A 13,772-nucleotide genomic window follows, 5' to 3' on the forward strand; every position below is an offset into this window, starting at 1 on the left:
TTTAGCGCAGGCGGCAGGCGCGAAATCCAGTACGCCGGGGCTTCTCCGTATCTCGCCGGCGGATCTGGAATACTGGATCGCCCGGTCAAGCCGGGCGATGACATTGCGTGTGTGGTGTGCGGCGATCGTCGCAACGCTCCTCATAGCTTTCGCCTCACTTGCCGTCGCCGACGTCGCTGTCCCCCAGCTCACCGGCCGCGTGGTCGACCGGACCGGCACGCTATCGAGCAGCGACATCGCCGCGCTGTCGCAGAAGCTGCGCGATTTCGAGACGCGCAAGGGCAGCCAGATCGCGGTGCTGATCGTGCCGACGACGGACCCGGAGACGATCGAGCAGTTCTCGATCCGCGTCGCGGAGGCCTGGAAGATCGGCCGCAAGAAGGTCGACGACGGCGCGATCCTGGTGGTCGCCAAGAACGACCGGCACTTGCGCATCGAGGTCGGCTACGGCCTCGAAGGCGCGCTCACCGACGTCACGTCGCGGCGGATCATCGACGAGGTCATCACGCCGAAATTCCGGGAGGGCGATTTCGCCGGCGGCATCTCGGCCGGCGTCGACCGGATGATGCGTGTCGTCGACGGCGAGCCGCTGCCGGCTCCCTCGCGCAGCGTGAATTTTGCCAATCTGGACGACATCGGGCCGCTTGCCCCGTTCGCCCTGTTTGCTTCACTCATCGTCGGCGGCATCCTGCGCTCGCTGCTGGGACGGCTGCTGGGCTCGGTCGCAACCGGCGGCGTGATCGGCCTCCTGGCACTGCTCATTCTGGGATCCGGTGCGCTGGCCCTGCTCGCCGGGATCATCGCCTTTGTGCTGTCCTTCATCGCCGATCTGTTTCCGGCATCGACAGGGCCGTCGCGGGGCGGGTCGTGGTCGAGCGGCTCCTCCTCCGGCGGCTGGAGCAGCGGGTCGTCGTCCAGCGACAGCGGCAGCTTCAGCGGGGGCGGCGGCAGCTTCGGTGGCGGCGGCGCCTCGGGGAGCTGGTAGTCATGGCCATCGGGCGTATCACCAGGCATCTGCTCCAGCACCATTGGCGCGCGAAGCAAGTGTTTCCGCAAGATGTGCTCGACCGTATCGAGCAGGCGATCAAGCAAAGCGAAACCACGCATTCCGGCCAGGTTCGTTTCGTCGTCGAAGGCGCGCTCGACGGCCGGCCGCTATTCCGCAATCAGCACGCGCGCGAGCGCGCGCTCGATGTGTTCTCGCATTTGCGCATCTGGGATACCGCGCATAACAACGGCGTGCTGATCTACCTGCTGCTCGCCGACCGCGACGTCGAGATCATCGCCGATCGCGGCATCGATGCGAAGGTGGGCGCGGCCGGCTGGGAAGCGATCTGCCGCGCGATGGAGGGCGAGTTCGCCGCGGGCCGGTTCGAGCGCGGCGTGATCGCCGGCATCGCGGCGGTGTCGCGCGAGCTGGCGAAGCATTTCCCGCCGGGAGGGGTGCATCCGAACGAGCTGCCGGATAAGCCGGTGGTGATGTGAGCTCCAACGTCGTCCTGGCGAAAGCCAGGACGACACCCTGCCTCAAACATCCAGCTGGTTCAAATCCCGCACCGCCTGCCGCGGGGCAGCATCGTCTGACGATTTGTTGCACGCCGCCACGCCGGTTCCATTTTCCCGGCTCAATTCGGCCTCGGACGAGTTCCTAAAATTTCAGTAAGCGGGTCCCGAGGTAAGGAATTCGCAAGCAATGAAAGTTACCAAAAGGTCAACCCAGACTGGAGTATTTGAGCCGTGAGCGAACCTATGTCCGACCTGGCCGGCCAAGGGACCAATGACCGGGCGAACGACCGGACTGGCGCCGTTGACGCCGCCGCCGGCATCGAGGCCCCCTCGATCGCCCCCGACCATGAGACGCCGCCCAAACCTGATCCGGTAATGGCTGATCCGGTCAAGGCGGATGCCCCGAAGGTCGAGCCGCCAAAGATCGAGGTCCCGAAGTTCGAAGCTCAAGCCGAGCCCAAGCCCGAAACCAGAACTGAGACCAAAGCAGAGGCAGATCCCGGCAGGCTGATCGTGATGGCGCCGGCGGCGCGGTCCTGGGACCGCGAAGAGTACGCCCCGCATGTCAAGGCCGAGGAGATCAGCGACACCGGCAGCAAGCGCCGCCTGTCGGCGATGGCCGCGGTCGTCGCGATCGCGGCTTGCGTCGGCGCCGTCAGCGGCGCGCTTGCGACCGTCGGCATGATGCATTTCGCGGCCAGCCCGGCGCCGGTCCAGGTCGCCGATACCAGCGCGCTGGATGCCTCCGTCGCCCGGATCGATGCCGATATCGTGGCGCTCAAGGCCAATGTCGAGCACACCTCGAAGACCGGCCTCAGCCAGTTCAACCGCGCCAATGACCGTCTCGACAAGCTCGAGAAGGCGCAGGCCGAGCCGTTGGCCAGGCTGGCGAAACTGTCGGAGACCGTCGACAAGCTCCGCGCCACGCCGCCGGCTGCCGCCCCCGTGCAGGCCGCCGCCGCGCCCGCGAAGGAGACCACTGGCACGATCGCGCCGGCCCCGACCCAGGTCGCGACGGCCGCTGCTGCGCCGGCTCCCGTGCCGGTTCCCGCGACTGCCGCGCCCAAGACCGAGGTCAAGACGGAAGTCGGTCGCCTGCCGACGATCGACGGCTGGAGGCTCCGCGACGTCGCCAATGGCGGTGCGCTCATCGAAGGCCGGGGCGGCCTGTACGAGGTTTATGCCGGCGATCCCATCCCCGGTCTCGGCCGCGTCGATGCGATCCGGCGCCAGGATGGCCACTGGGTGGTGGTCACGCCCCGAGGCCTGATCGTCGCGCGCTAAACGTCCGATATGCGACTTTCGAAGAGGCGCTTCACCACCGTGTGAGGCGCCTTTTTGCTTGAATAGGCTGTCAGGCGCGGTGTTAGTGGAGGCATGAGCCGCGCGCTGCGAATTCTCCTGGCTGGCATATTGTTGTTGGGCAGCGTCATGTCGCTCTCGGCAGCGGAGAACGCGCTGCTCGTCCGCGGCACAGCGATCACCGATCCTGATGTGCTGAAGAGGCTCGATCAGGACGACGTGCTGACGATCTCGCGCCTGCTCTGGCCGGAACGCAATGCGAATTTTCCGCTGACGAACGATCAGCTGTTCGCCTGGCTGCCGCAGCTCAGGGACATTCCGCCGGCCATCGATGCCGAGTTCGACCGCTACATTGCGCGGCAAAAGGCGGTTTCGGCGAGCGAGACCATCGGCGTCGGCGACGGCTTCGACGTCCAGCTGTTCGATCGTTCCAGTCTGAAATCCGCCGACACACGCTTCGTGCTGGCCGGCCTCGTCAACCGCATGGACCGCGCCTATGTCTCGGAGGAATCCTGCGGCGAGATCCGGCTGATCTATCGCCTGGCGCGGTTCGGGCCCGGGCCGGATGGTGGCAGCACCGCGACGCGCCTGCCGATGACGTTGAACCTGGTGATGAAGGCGCGCGATGCGCGCCAGACCGATGGAAGCGGCAAGCCCATCACCTGCGCCGAACTGGCGCGGCGCTGGCTCGACAATGGCGACTGGCAGGGCCTGATCGGCAGCCGCACTGCGCCCTACGATGCGATGATCGATCGCATCGAGACCAACATCCAGATCTCGATCGCGCCAAAATCGGCGCTGCACGATTTCCGCTCCGACTATCTGCTCAAGGTGTTCAAATACGACGGCGCCACCAGGACCTTCGTGGAATCGACGCTGGAGAACCAGATCGACCGCGACCGTATCCTGGCCGATGACGCGCTCCGCCACGACTTCAAGGCCTGGCTGCTTGAGCCCGCGAATCTGCGCGAGTTCGACCGGGGCACGGTGCAGATCCCGGAGCAATATCTCGCCAAGGCGGCCGTGGCGCCGACGCCTGCCGGGCTCGATGGCTCAGCGTTGCAGCCGGAGTTCGGCTTGGTTGAAGGCGAGCGCAACAGCGATCCTGTCTTCACCGATGATGACATCGTCGGCGCGCTGAAACAGGCGGCCGCGCGCGGCATCAGCATGGAGAACATCCGCTCGGTCGCGGGCTTCCAGCGCCGTCTCAACGATGTCACCTGTTCCGGCTGCCATCAGACCCGCGGCATCGGCGGGTTTCACTTTCCGGGCGTGGATTGGCTGACGGAGGGGGCGTCGACCGCCACCATTGTGCCGGCCTCGCCGCATTTTGTCGGCGACCAGCTCCGCCGTCGCGACATCCTGACCGCCTTTGCGACCGGCAAACATCCTGATTTTTCACGCGGATTTGCCAGTCGTCCGCAGACACGCGGCAGCCGGGAGTTTGCCGGGACCGAATATCAGGACGGCTGGGGCGCGCATTGTTCCCTGCAAAATGCGGGATCGGGAACGGCCGACAAGAGTTTTACGTCATGGACCTGTGCCAAAGGTCTCACCTGTCAGGCTGCGGCGGCTTCAAACCGCATTGGCATGTGCTTCATCAAGACGCGTTAGGCCGCCCCAACCGATTTGGATGATCCATGACGGACACCAGCGACGCCAACAAGCAGCGCAATCGCCAGATCGCGCGCAATGAAGAAGCCAAGCAAGTGACCGGCAGCATCCGCGTCAGCATCTGGGCCGTCGCGGTCTTCGTCATCATCTGCGGCCTCCTGTTCACGCTCGGATGGCTGTCGCTGCGTTAGAGCTCTTTCGACTGAATCCCGGACCGAGCCGCAAGTTCGCCTCGCTCCGCTTGGGATCTCATGCGGTATTGGATTTTGTCGATGATCATACCGCGCTACGGGGTTGGAGAGATCCGCCCCTTAACCCACAGCCCCCTTCGCCCGCAGCTGCTTGATCTCAGCCTCGTCGTATCCCGCGCCACGCAAGATTTCGTCACTGTGCTCGCCGACGCCGGGCGGCTTGCGCGGCTGCACCTTTTTGCTGCCGTCGATCCAGATCGGGGAGTTGATGGTGAGCATGGTGTCGTTCTCGAACGGCACCAGCACCTCGTTGTCGAGCATCTGCTTGTCATCAGGGATGTCGTCCAGGATGGCGACGATGCCGAACACCAGGCCATTGCCGTCGAGGATCTTGCGCCATTCGGCGAGATCCCTGGTCGCAAAGGTTTCGTCAAAGATCTTGATCAGCTCGACCGAGCGGGCGTGACGGTCGGGCTTGGTGGCAAAGCGTGGATCGTTGATCAGGTCCTCTCGTCCGAGGCATTTGGCGAGCGTCGGCCACTGCTTCTCCTCGTTCAGCAGCGACAGGATCAGCCAGCGGCCGTCCTTGCACTGATAGTGGTTGGCGACCGCATTGAGCGCGCGTTCGCGCGGGCGTCGCTCGCCGAACTTGGCGCCGCAGAGCTTTGCCTGCGCCAGCACGCTTGCCGCCCACACGCCGTTGGCCATCAGGTTGGAGGCGACATGCGAGCCCTTGCCGGTCTTCTCGCGCTGATAAAGCGCGGTGACGATCGCACTGTACAGTGCCATGGCGCAGGGATGGTCGCCCATGCCGGCGACCGAGCGGGCCGGCGTCGTGTTGGGATCGGCGCGGACGAGGTCCATCAAGCCGGAACGCGCCCAATAGGCGTTGCTGTCGAAGCCGGGCTTGTTGGCTTCCTCGCCCTTTTCGCCATAGCCGGTGAAGGAGGCATAGATCAGCCGGTCGTTGAGATGGGCGAGATGGTCATAGGTGATGCCGAGCTTGGTCCGCACCGGCGGCGGCATGTTGGTGATGAAGACGTCGGCCTCCTCCACGAGTTTGTAGAGCACGGCCTGCGCCTCCGGCTTGGAGAGATCGAGCGCGAGGCTCTTCTTGTTGCGGGCCTCGAGCAGCCAGGCGAAATTGTGCTCGCCGGTGGGATAGCCGGGCAGATTGGGCAGATTGCGGTAGGGATCGCCAGCGCCGGGCGGCTCGATCTTGATGACATCGGCGCCGAAATCGGACAGCACGGTGGCCGCCGCGGGCGCCGCGATGAAGCTCGCGCAGTCCAGAACCTTGAGTCCTGCAAAAATGCCTTTTTCCATCGCGGCGTTGCTCCCTCGCTCTTGTTGTTTCCCGCCGGCTGGAATTTCTGCGGGTCGCTCGCGGAGGCATTAGACCGATGTTTCGCGAGGATGCAACGGCACCAGGCGCAGGGCCTTACTCCTCGCCCGCGAGCAGGGCGGCGTTGCCGCCGGCCGCGGCCGTGTTGATGGTCACGGTCTGCTCGGTGGCGAAGCGCGTCAGATAATGCGGGCCGCCGGCCTTCGGGCCGGTTCCGGACAGGCCATTGCCGCCGAACGGTTGCACCCCGACCACGGCGCCGATCATGTTGCGGTTGACGTAGATGTTGCCGATTTGGACGCGGTCGATGATGGCCTCGACCGTGTCGTCGATGCGCGAGTGGATGCCGAGCGTCAGCCCGTAGCCGGTGCGCTCAATCGCCTGCAGGACCCGCGCGAGGGTTTCGGCCCGGTAGCGCACCACATGCAGGATGGGGCCGAACACCTCCTCGGTGAGCTGGCTGGCATCGCGGAGCTCAAAGATGTGCGGCGCGACGAAGCAGCCTTCGGGCGCGATGCCCGCAAAGTGCAGCCGCGCCTCCATCTTCATCCGCGCGATGTGGGCATCGAGGCGTTGCTTGGCTTCGGCATCGATGACAGGACCGACATGGGTCGCGACCTCCGCGGGATCACCGATCCTGAGTTCGCGCGCTGCACCCGCGATCATCTCGATCATGCGGTCGGCAACGTCCTCCTGTACGAACAGCAGCCGCAGCGCCGAGCAGCGCTGGCCCGCGGAGCGAAACGCCGAGGTGACGACATCGTCGGCGACCTGCTCGGGCAGCGCGGTCGCATCTGCGATCATGGCATTGATGCCGCCGGTCTCGGCGATCAGCGGCACGATCGGTCCGTCCTTGGCGGCGAGCGTCCGGTTGATGTGGCGCGCAACCTCGGTCGAGCCGGTGAAGACGACGCCGGCGATATCGGGGTGTGCAGTCAGCGCCGCGCCGATGCGGCCGTCGCCGGTGACGAGATGCAGCGCGGTTTTGGGAATGCCGGCCTCATGCAGCAGCGCGACAGCCTCGCGCGCGATGCGCGGTGTCTGCTCGGCGGGTTTTGCCACCACGCTGTTGCCGGCCATCAGCGCCGCCGTGACCTGTCCGAGAAAAATCGCCAGCGGAAAATTCCACGGCGAGATCGCGACGAACACGCCGCGGCCGCGCATGGCGAGCGCATTGCTCTCGCCGGTCGGGCCCGGCATCGCCGTCTCGCCGCCGAACAGTTTTCGCCCCTGCGCGGCGTAGTAGCGGCAGAAATCGGCGGCTTCGCGCAGCTCCGAGAGCGCGTCGTCGAGGGTCTTGCCGCCTTCCGCTTGCAGCAGCGCGATGAAATGCGCGCCGCGGCTCTCAAGCAGATGCGCGGCCTGCTCCAGCGCCGCTGCGCGGGTCCCTGCCGGCGTCCGGCTCCATCCGGCAAAGCCCGCGCGGGCGGCGGCGATCGCCGCGCCTGCTTGATCCGACGTTGCATTCGCGACCCGCTTGAGGTCGGGCGTCGCGGCCTTGACGTCCGCGAGCAGCCGATCGAGCGCTGCGCGTTCGCCGAATTCGATGCCGGCAGAATTATGCCGCTCCGGCGCGAACAGGTCGCCCGGCAGCGGGATTTTGGCGTGATGCGCGTGATCGGGCCGCACGATGAGATCGACCGGACGCTTCAACAGCGCCGTGACAGGCACGCGATAATCGGCCGCCTGCGCCACGAAGGACGAATTGGCGCCGTTCTCCAAAAGACGCCGCACCAGATAGGCGAGCAAATCGCGGTGGCTTCCGACCGGCGCATAGGTGCGGTAGGCGATCTCGGGGTGATCCTTGGCGAGCTGCTCGTAGAGCGCTTCGCCCATGCCGTGCAGGCGCTGGAACTCGAAGCCGCCGTTAGCGCCGGCGAGCTCCAGCACCGTTGCCACGGTGAGCGCGTTGTGGGTCGCAAATTGCGGAAAGATGCGCGGCCGCAAGCCGAGCAGCTTGGTGGCGCAGGCGACGTAGTTCAGATCCGTCATCGCCTTGCGCGTGAACACCGGATAGCCGTCGAGCCCGCGTTCCTGCGCGCGCTTGATCTCGGTGTCCCAATAGGCACCCTTGACCAGCCGCACCATCAGCTTGCGGTCATGCGCCCGCGCCAGGTCGTGAATGTAGTCGATCACCGCGCCGGCGCGCTTCTGATAGGCCTGGATCGCGAGCCCAAAGCCGTCCCAGCCCGCCAGCGAGGGATCGGCGAGGGTCGCCGCGATCACGTCGAGCGACAGCTCCAGCCGGTCGGCTTCCTCGGCATCGACGGTGAAGTTGAGGTCGTACGTCTTGGCGCGCCGGGCGAGATCCAGCAGTCGCGGCACGAGCTCAGCCATCACACGATCGCGGCTGATTGCCTCGAAGCGCGGATGCAGCGCCGAGAGTTTCACGGAGATGCCCGGCCGGTCGGGCAGGGCATGGTTGCCGGCGGCCTTGCCGATGGTCAGAATCGCGCTGGCATAAGCGTCGAAATAGCGCTCGGCGTCTTCCGCCGTGCGGGCGCCTTCGCCGAGCATGTCGAAGGAGTAGCGCGGCTTCTGGCCGGAGCGCGGCTTGCCCCGCTCCAGCGCCTGTTCGATGGTTTCGCCCAGCACGAAATGATTGCCCATCAGCCGCATCGCCTGGCGCGTCGCAGTGCGCACCGCCGGCGCGCCGAGCCGCTTCACCAGGCGGCCGATGGTGCCGTCGGGCGTCTCGCCGGGCTGGATCACCCGCGCCGACAGGCCAAGCGCCCAGGCCGAGGCGTTGACCAGGAACGCGGTGGACTTGGTCTCGTGATGGATGAAGTCACCCTCGCCGAGCTTGTCCTCGATGAACTGATCGGCAGTGCGGGCATCCGGCACGCGCAGCAGCGCTTCCGCCAGCACCATCAAAGCGAGGCCTTCCTTGGTCGAGAGCGCGAACTCGCGCAGCATGTCCTCGACGCCGCCGAGCCGGTCGTCGCGCTTGCGGATCGCCTCGATCAGCCCCCTCGCCGTGCGGTCGATCCGCGCTTCCTGCGGCGGGCTGAGATGCGCCGACGGAAACAGCCCCGCCGCCATGTCGGCATCATCAGGGGCGTAGGGCGCGGAGAAGGGCGGCGGGATGTTCGGCATGGCATATGTCCTGTGGCTGAGATCCAGGATAAGGCCCGCGTGTCCGTAGTTCGATAGACAAGATAGCCATTTTGCCTTAAGAAATGAAGATGATAGGCACTCTGGCCAGATAAAATATGGAACTTGATCGTATCGACCGGAGAATCCTCTCGATTTTGCAGGAAGATGGGCGAATCGCCAATGTCGAGCTCGCCGAGCGCATCGGCCTGTCGCCGACCTCGATCGGCGAGCGGCTGAAGCGCCTGCAGCGCGAGGGGTTTGTCGAAGGCTATGGGGCGCGGCTCAATCCGCACCGGCTTGGCCTCGGCCTGCTCGTGTTCGTCGAGGTGCTGCTCGACAAGACCACACCGGAGAATTTCGAGCGCTTTGCGCGCGCGGTCAAACTCGCGCCCGAAGTGCTGGAGTGTCACATGGTTGCAGGCGGCTTCGACTATCTGGTGAAGGCGCGGCTCGCCGACATGACCGCGTATCGGCGCTTCCTCGGCGAGACCTTGCTGTCGATGCCGGGCGTGCGCGAGACGCGCACTTATGCGGTGATGGAGGAGATCAAGCGCGACGCACCGTTGCCGGTGGGCTGACCACATGCGGTCGCGATTGTCGTTGCTGCGGCGTCGATCGGCGATCTCTCGAGGCCAATAGCCCTCTGCGCGCAATCGCAACGCCTGTCGTCGAATGCACGGATCGTCTTCGAAATTTTCTTGGCCTCACTCCCGGACAGATCCGGGAGGCAGCAAAAGCTGGCGGCTTATACTTTGAGGTTCTCTGCGGAAGTCTTGCCCCGGTTTGCGATCTCTTCGTATTCCACCGTCTGTCCTTCATTCAGGGACGACAGACCGGCTTTCTGCACTGCCGAGATATGCACGAACACATCTTTGCCGCCCGACGCAGGCTGGATAAATCCATAACCCTTGGTCGGGTTGAACCACTTGACCGTACCTTTAGCCATCACGACTTCTCCGCGGGTCTTCCTCCGAGATCACGAACCGCCAGTCCCCGCCAACCGGCCGGTTCGGTCCTACAGGATACGCGGAATGTGGCGGGCTTGGTAGATCAAACCACATCCGCATTTTGCCAAATTCGCTCAACTTCGCGGCGTTTTTGGCTGATTTGCCCGTTTCGCGGTCAATTGAGCCCGATGCCGTCAATAAGTCGCGGCCAGATAGTCCACGATCTTGCCGACATCGGCATCGTCGATCGGCGCGCCATAGACCTTGATCATCTTGGTCACCTCGGCCTGCCAGAACGCTTTTTTGTCCTTCATCGGCGGCTGCGTGGCGATGTAGTCTGCCGAGTGGCAGGCGGCGCAATTGCCCTGAACCACCTCGAGATTGGGCCCCGGCTTGAAGGTCGCGACCTCATCCGGCGTCTTGTAATTGACCGGCGCGGCAAGGGTCGGGCCCACCACAGTGACAAATGCAAGCATGGTGGCGAGGAGAACGGTGCGCTGCATGATCATTCTTCCTCAGGCGACGGTGACGCGGGTGGTTTCGACGACGTTGCGCAAATAACCCGCGGGGTTCCAGCGCGGTGTGTCCGGCTGCGTCTCGCCGGAATTGCTGGTGGCGCGCACCTTGAGCTCAAGCTGGCCGGCGGCGAGCTTCACCGGCAGCTTCCATTCGCGGAACGAGTAATTGCCGAGATCCTTGCCGAGCCTGGCCGAGGTCCATGTCTTGCCCCCATCGGTGGAGACCTGGACGTCCTTGATGCCCTTGCCGCCGTCGAAGGCGATGCCGCGCAGCGTCGTGCGTCCCGCCTTCAGCCTGGCGCCATCGGTCACGCTGGTGATGAAGGAGCGGATGGTGAAGCGGTTGATCGGGATCGTCGCCTTCGGTGTCGTGCCGGGCTCGACCGAATTGTCCGGGGTGTCCGGAATCCGGTAGGCCGACTTCATCCAGAAGCCGTCATAGACGCTGTCGATGACGGTGATCTCGTTGAGGTGCTTGACCCAGTAGGTGCCGTAATAGCCGGGCACCACCAGGCGCAGCGGGAAACCATTGAGGAACGGCAGATCCTCGCCATTCATGCCATAGGCCAGCATCACCTCGCCATCGGTGGCGTGCGCGAGATCGAGCGCCTTGGTGAAGTCGGGCGTCTTGTCGCTGACCGGGCCATCCATGCCGCCGAATACGACCTGCTTGGCACCGGCCTGCACGCCGGCCATGTCGAGCACGGTCTTGAGCGGCACACCGCGCCAGCGCGCATTGCCCATCGCGCCATTGGCGAGCTGGCCGCCGGCGACGCGCGGCTCGGAGAAGCCGCGGCTGTTGCCGGAGCACTGGTTGACGGCGACGATCTCGGTCGCCTTCATCGTCCTGATGTCCTTCAGCGACAGTTTCAGCGGCTTGTCGACCTTGCCCTTGACCTCGAGCGTGAACTTGTCAGGGTCGAGATTGTAGGGGAGATCAGCCAGGTGATAACGCACGAAGAACGCGTTGTTCGGCGTGATCGGGCCGTCATTGAAGATCGCAAACGGCGTCTCGAACTGCGGCGGGCGGCTGGTGAGGCCGATCATCGGCCGCTTCTGCGGATATTTCACCAGCGGCCGCTCGCCATTGGCGAACGGCAGGGTGACGGTGTCGAGGGCCAGCGCCTTGGTGGAATTCAGTGTGGCCGCCATGGCGGCAAGGCCCGCTCCTTTGAGCAGGTCGCGTCGGTCGAACATTCAGGTCTCCTCCCGGAGCTTTCGTTGGCTCGCGGTCATCACCGCAACACCCGCGCTCATCTGTCGCAACGAGTCATATGAAGTCAATTCGTGCTTTCGCAGCAAGCCCATGCCGCTGCGTTGCAGCAGGGCGGTGTTGGGCGAGATGCTTCTTTTTTCTTCACCTCTCCCGCATCCGCCTTCGCCAAGGCTTCGGCGGACAAGAGCGGGAGAGGGAGCGCACCTTCCGCATGGCTCGCATCAGGCCGCGACGCGTTCGCCGCCGGCGACGACCGCGGACAATGTCCTGGTGTCCACGACCACCCGCACCATCATCGGCTCGTCGCGACCGCGGATCGCGACCTCCTGGTTCGGCAGCGCATCCTCGTGAAGACCGGCAGTGCGGCGGACCTCGTCCGAGACGATCGCCTCGCACTGAAGCGTTTTCGTCATGTCCTGGAGCCGGGCGGCAACGTTCACGGCATCGCCGAGCGCGGTGAAGACGATGTGGTCGCGATAGCCGATGTCGCCGATGATGACCTCGCCGCCATGGACGCCGACGCCGAAGCGGATCGGCTGGCGCAGATCGTGGCTCAGGAGCTCGTTCAGCTCGTCCACATGGGTCGCAATGCCGGCGACGGCCTTGAGCGCCTGCCGGCAGGCGGTTTGCGGATCACAGGTCAAGCCGAACAGCGCCAGCATGCCGTCGCCGACGAACTGGTTCGGCTGGCCGCCATTCTCGATCACGGCCTGCGATACCGCGCCCAGGAAACGATTGACGATGAAGACGGTGTCGAAGGGCAGCCGCTTCTCGGCCAGCTGCGTCGAGCCGCGCATGTCGACGAACAGGCTGACGAGATAGCGCTCCTGGCCAATTCGTGCCGGCGAGGACGCCTGCGCATTGGCCGCTAGCGTGTGCGGCATGAACAGCTGGAAGAAGGAGAGGTCGCAGTTCGGCCGCAGCTGGCAGGCAAGCCGGATCGAGGGATCGGCGGTACCGACGCGGGCCAGCACGAAGGCCTCGCGCTGCGAGGGCTCGGGCAGCGCGCCGTGGTCGCCGATGATGCGGATGCGGCAGGNGGCCGCCACAGACGCTGGCATGCGGCACGTTGTGGCGCAGGCTCGCTTCCAGCACGGAGAGGCCCTTCGGGACTCGCACCGTCTTGCCGTTGCCGTAGGACAGCGAGATCATGCCGCCGCGCCGCTCGCGCCAGCCGCGCACCCCGCGTGCGAGCATCACCAGCCCGAGCAGGCCGAAATAACCGATCGTCAGTCCACCGGTGATGCGGTCGAGCGTATCGGCCTGTGCGAAAGTGCCGACCTCGCGCTGCGTGTAATTTTGCCGGCGCCAATCGCCGTCCTCGCTGTCGGCGGCGACACTGCGGCCACCCTGGTAGATGCCGAGCAGCGCCAGCGTCGGGATCAGCACGGCAGCCGCCAACAGGTACGGCGCCACACGAGCGAAGAACGGCTTCAGCCGCAGCCAGAAATAGATGCCGATACAGCCGTGGACCCAGGCGACGATCAGCAGGATCGTCATCGTCCAAAGCCGACCGGGCGCCGCGACGAAGAACAGATAGAGCTCCTGCGGATAGAGCTTCTCGTGGCCGTACAGCGCCTGGCCCAGCCGGATGCCGATCACATGCGCCATCACCAGCGCTGGGATGCTCAGTCCCAGCACCAGCTGCAGCGGCTCGATCGTCCGCCAGCGGAACTGACGGCGCTGGTACAGCGCGTAGACGCCGAGACCCATATGGGTGAGCGCCGCGCCATAGAACAGGATCGTCACGGGGAGGAACTGCCAGAACGCGGTGTGGTAGTAGACCCCGACCTGCATGGCATCGACCGAGATGTTGCCGAGCGCATGGTTGAGGAAATGGCTGACCACGTAAGCGAACAGGATGACGCCGCAGAGCAGCCGCACCTGCCGCGCGCTGGTCGAACGGACGAGTTCGGGCAATCGTGAAAGCGCGGTCGTGGCCATGATTCGGGTTGTACCAGTTCACCGATGAGAACAGCCAGCGGAGAGTTAAATTCCGCCCTTGATCGGATCCTCCGATCACATGCGCGGCAAGGT

Annotated in this window: 12 protein-coding genes and 1 pseudogene; 6 read left to right on the plus strand and 7 right to left on the minus strand. The window is 65.1% G+C overall.

All coding sequences use genetic code 11. The annotated features are described in order from the left end of the window. The first annotated feature begins 97 nt into the window (after positions 1 to 97). From AOQ71_RS08925 to AOQ71_RS46255, 5 genes are all read left to right on the plus strand, one after another. On the plus strand, positions 98 to 985 hold the full coding sequence (locus AOQ71_RS08925; protein WP_057744649.1) for a TPM domain-containing protein: 888 nt from the start codon (positions 98 to 100) through the stop codon (positions 983 to 985). A 2-nt stretch (positions 986 to 987) separates the two neighbouring features. After that, a complete protein-coding gene (locus AOQ71_RS08930; RefSeq protein WP_057744651.1) occupies positions 988 to 1,485 on the plus strand; it encodes a TPM domain-containing protein in 498 nt (165 codons plus the stop codon). A 264-nt stretch (positions 1,486 to 1,749) separates the two neighbouring features. After that, positions 1,750 to 2,790: a hypothetical protein gene (locus AOQ71_RS08935; protein ID WP_057744654.1), complete on the plus strand. Its 1,041-nt coding sequence runs from the start codon at positions 1,750 to 1,752 to the stop codon at positions 2,788 to 2,790. 93 nt (positions 2,791 to 2,883) lie between these two features. Then, positions 2,884 to 4,422: a hypothetical protein gene (locus AOQ71_RS08940; protein ID WP_057744657.1), complete on the plus strand. Its 1,539-nt coding sequence runs from the start codon at positions 2,884 to 2,886 to the stop codon at positions 4,420 to 4,422. Between the two features lie 26 nt (positions 4,423 to 4,448). Continuing rightward, positions 4,449 to 4,613: a hypothetical protein gene (locus AOQ71_RS46255; RefSeq protein ID WP_167353969.1), complete on the plus strand. Its 165-nt coding sequence runs from the start codon at positions 4,449 to 4,451 to the stop codon at positions 4,611 to 4,613. A 120-nt stretch (positions 4,614 to 4,733) separates the two neighbouring features. Here the strand turns inward: AOQ71_RS46255 and AOQ71_RS08945 are convergent, their stop codons facing one another. Beyond that, positions 4,734 to 5,939: a CaiB/BaiF CoA transferase family protein gene (locus tag AOQ71_RS08945; RefSeq protein WP_057744661.1), complete on the minus strand. Its 1,206-nt coding sequence runs from the start codon at positions 5,937 to 5,939 to the stop codon at positions 4,734 to 4,736. Between the two features lie 115 nt (positions 5,940 to 6,054). Then, entirely contained in the window at positions 6,055 to 9,054 is a 3,000-nt protein-coding gene (gene putA, locus AOQ71_RS08950; protein ID WP_057744663.1) for a bifunctional proline dehydrogenase/L-glutamate gamma-semialdehyde dehydrogenase PutA, read from the minus strand. A gap of 116 nt (positions 9,055 to 9,170) precedes the next feature. On the opposite strand from putA, the gene AOQ71_RS08955 reads away from it, so the two are divergent. Further along, positions 9,171 to 9,632, plus strand: a complete 462-nt coding sequence (locus AOQ71_RS08955) for an Lrp/AsnC ligand binding domain-containing protein (RefSeq protein WP_057744667.1) — start codon at positions 9,171 to 9,173, stop codon at positions 9,630 to 9,632. 167 nt (positions 9,633 to 9,799) lie between these two features. Here AOQ71_RS08955 and AOQ71_RS08960 read toward each other — a convergent pair whose 3' ends face one another. The 5 genes and pseudogenes from AOQ71_RS08960 to AOQ71_RS47515 form a co-directional block, all read right to left on the minus strand. After that, positions 9,800 to 10,000: a cold-shock protein gene (locus AOQ71_RS08960; protein ID WP_008134691.1), complete on the minus strand. Its 201-nt coding sequence runs from the start codon at positions 9,998 to 10,000 to the stop codon at positions 9,800 to 9,802. Between the two features lie 195 nt (positions 10,001 to 10,195). After that, complete coding sequence (gene sorB, locus AOQ71_RS08965) at positions 10,196 to 10,504, minus strand: SorB family sulfite dehydrogenase c-type cytochrome subunit (protein WP_057744671.1); 309 nt, start codon at positions 10,502 to 10,504, stop codon at positions 10,196 to 10,198. Between the two features lie 12 nt (positions 10,505 to 10,516). Further along, positions 10,517 to 11,716: a SorA family sulfite dehydrogenase catalytic subunit gene (gene sorA, locus AOQ71_RS08970; protein WP_057744674.1), complete on the minus strand. Its 1,200-nt coding sequence runs from the start codon at positions 11,714 to 11,716 to the stop codon at positions 10,517 to 10,519. A 240-nt stretch (positions 11,717 to 11,956) separates the two neighbouring features. Then, a partial coding sequence (locus AOQ71_RS47510) for an adenylate/guanylate cyclase domain-containing protein (protein WP_283809586.1) occupies positions 11,957 to 12,774 on the minus strand: 818 nt, incomplete at its 5' end. A gap of 1 nt (position 12,775) precedes the next feature. Beyond that, positions 12,776 to 13,679: pseudogene (locus AOQ71_RS47515) on the minus strand (adenylate/guanylate cyclase domain-containing protein); the annotation flags it as partial. Positions 13,680 to 13,772: the final 93 nt, after the last annotated feature.

The organism is Bradyrhizobium manausense (assembly GCF_001440035.1).
GTDB lineage: Bacteria > Pseudomonadota > Alphaproteobacteria > Rhizobiales > Xanthobacteraceae > Bradyrhizobium > Bradyrhizobium manausense.

Excerpts from the sequence above, each read along its gene's own strand:
- AOQ71_RS08960 (WP_008134691.1), bottom strand. The coding sequence starts at position 10,000 with ATGGCTAAAGGTACGGTCAAGTGGTTCAACCCGACCAAGGGTTATGGA.
- AOQ71_RS08940 (WP_057744657.1), top strand. The coding sequence starts at position 2,884 with ATGAGCCGCGCGCTGCGAATTCTCCTGGCTGGCATATTGTTGTTGGGC.
- putA (WP_057744663.1), bottom strand. The coding sequence starts at position 9,054 with ATGCCGAACATCCCGCCGCCCTTCTCCGCGCCCTACGCCCCTGATGAT.
- sorA (WP_057744674.1), bottom strand. The coding sequence starts at position 11,716 with ATGTTCGACCGACGCGACCTGCTCAAAGGAGCGGGCCTTGCCGCCATG.
- AOQ71_RS08935 (WP_057744654.1), top strand. The coding sequence starts at position 1,750 with ATGTCCGACCTGGCCGGCCAAGGGACCAATGACCGGGCGAACGACCGG.
- AOQ71_RS08925 (WP_057744649.1), top strand. The coding sequence starts at position 98 with ATGACATTGCGTGTGTGGTGTGCGGCGATCGTCGCAACGCTCCTCATA.
- sorB (WP_057744671.1), bottom strand. The coding sequence starts at position 10,504 with ATGCAGCGCACCGTTCTCCTCGCCACCATGCTTGCATTTGTCACTGTG.
- AOQ71_RS46255 (WP_167353969.1), top strand. The coding sequence starts at position 4,449 with ATGACGGACACCAGCGACGCCAACAAGCAGCGCAATCGCCAGATCGCG.
- AOQ71_RS08930 (WP_057744651.1), top strand. The coding sequence starts at position 988 with ATGGCCATCGGGCGTATCACCAGGCATCTGCTCCAGCACCATTGGCGC.
- AOQ71_RS08945 (WP_057744661.1), bottom strand. The coding sequence starts at position 5,939 with ATGGAAAAAGGCATTTTTGCAGGACTCAAGGTTCTGGACTGCGCGAGC.
- AOQ71_RS08955 (WP_057744667.1), top strand. The coding sequence starts at position 9,171 with ATGGAACTTGATCGTATCGACCGGAGAATCCTCTCGATTTTGCAGGAA.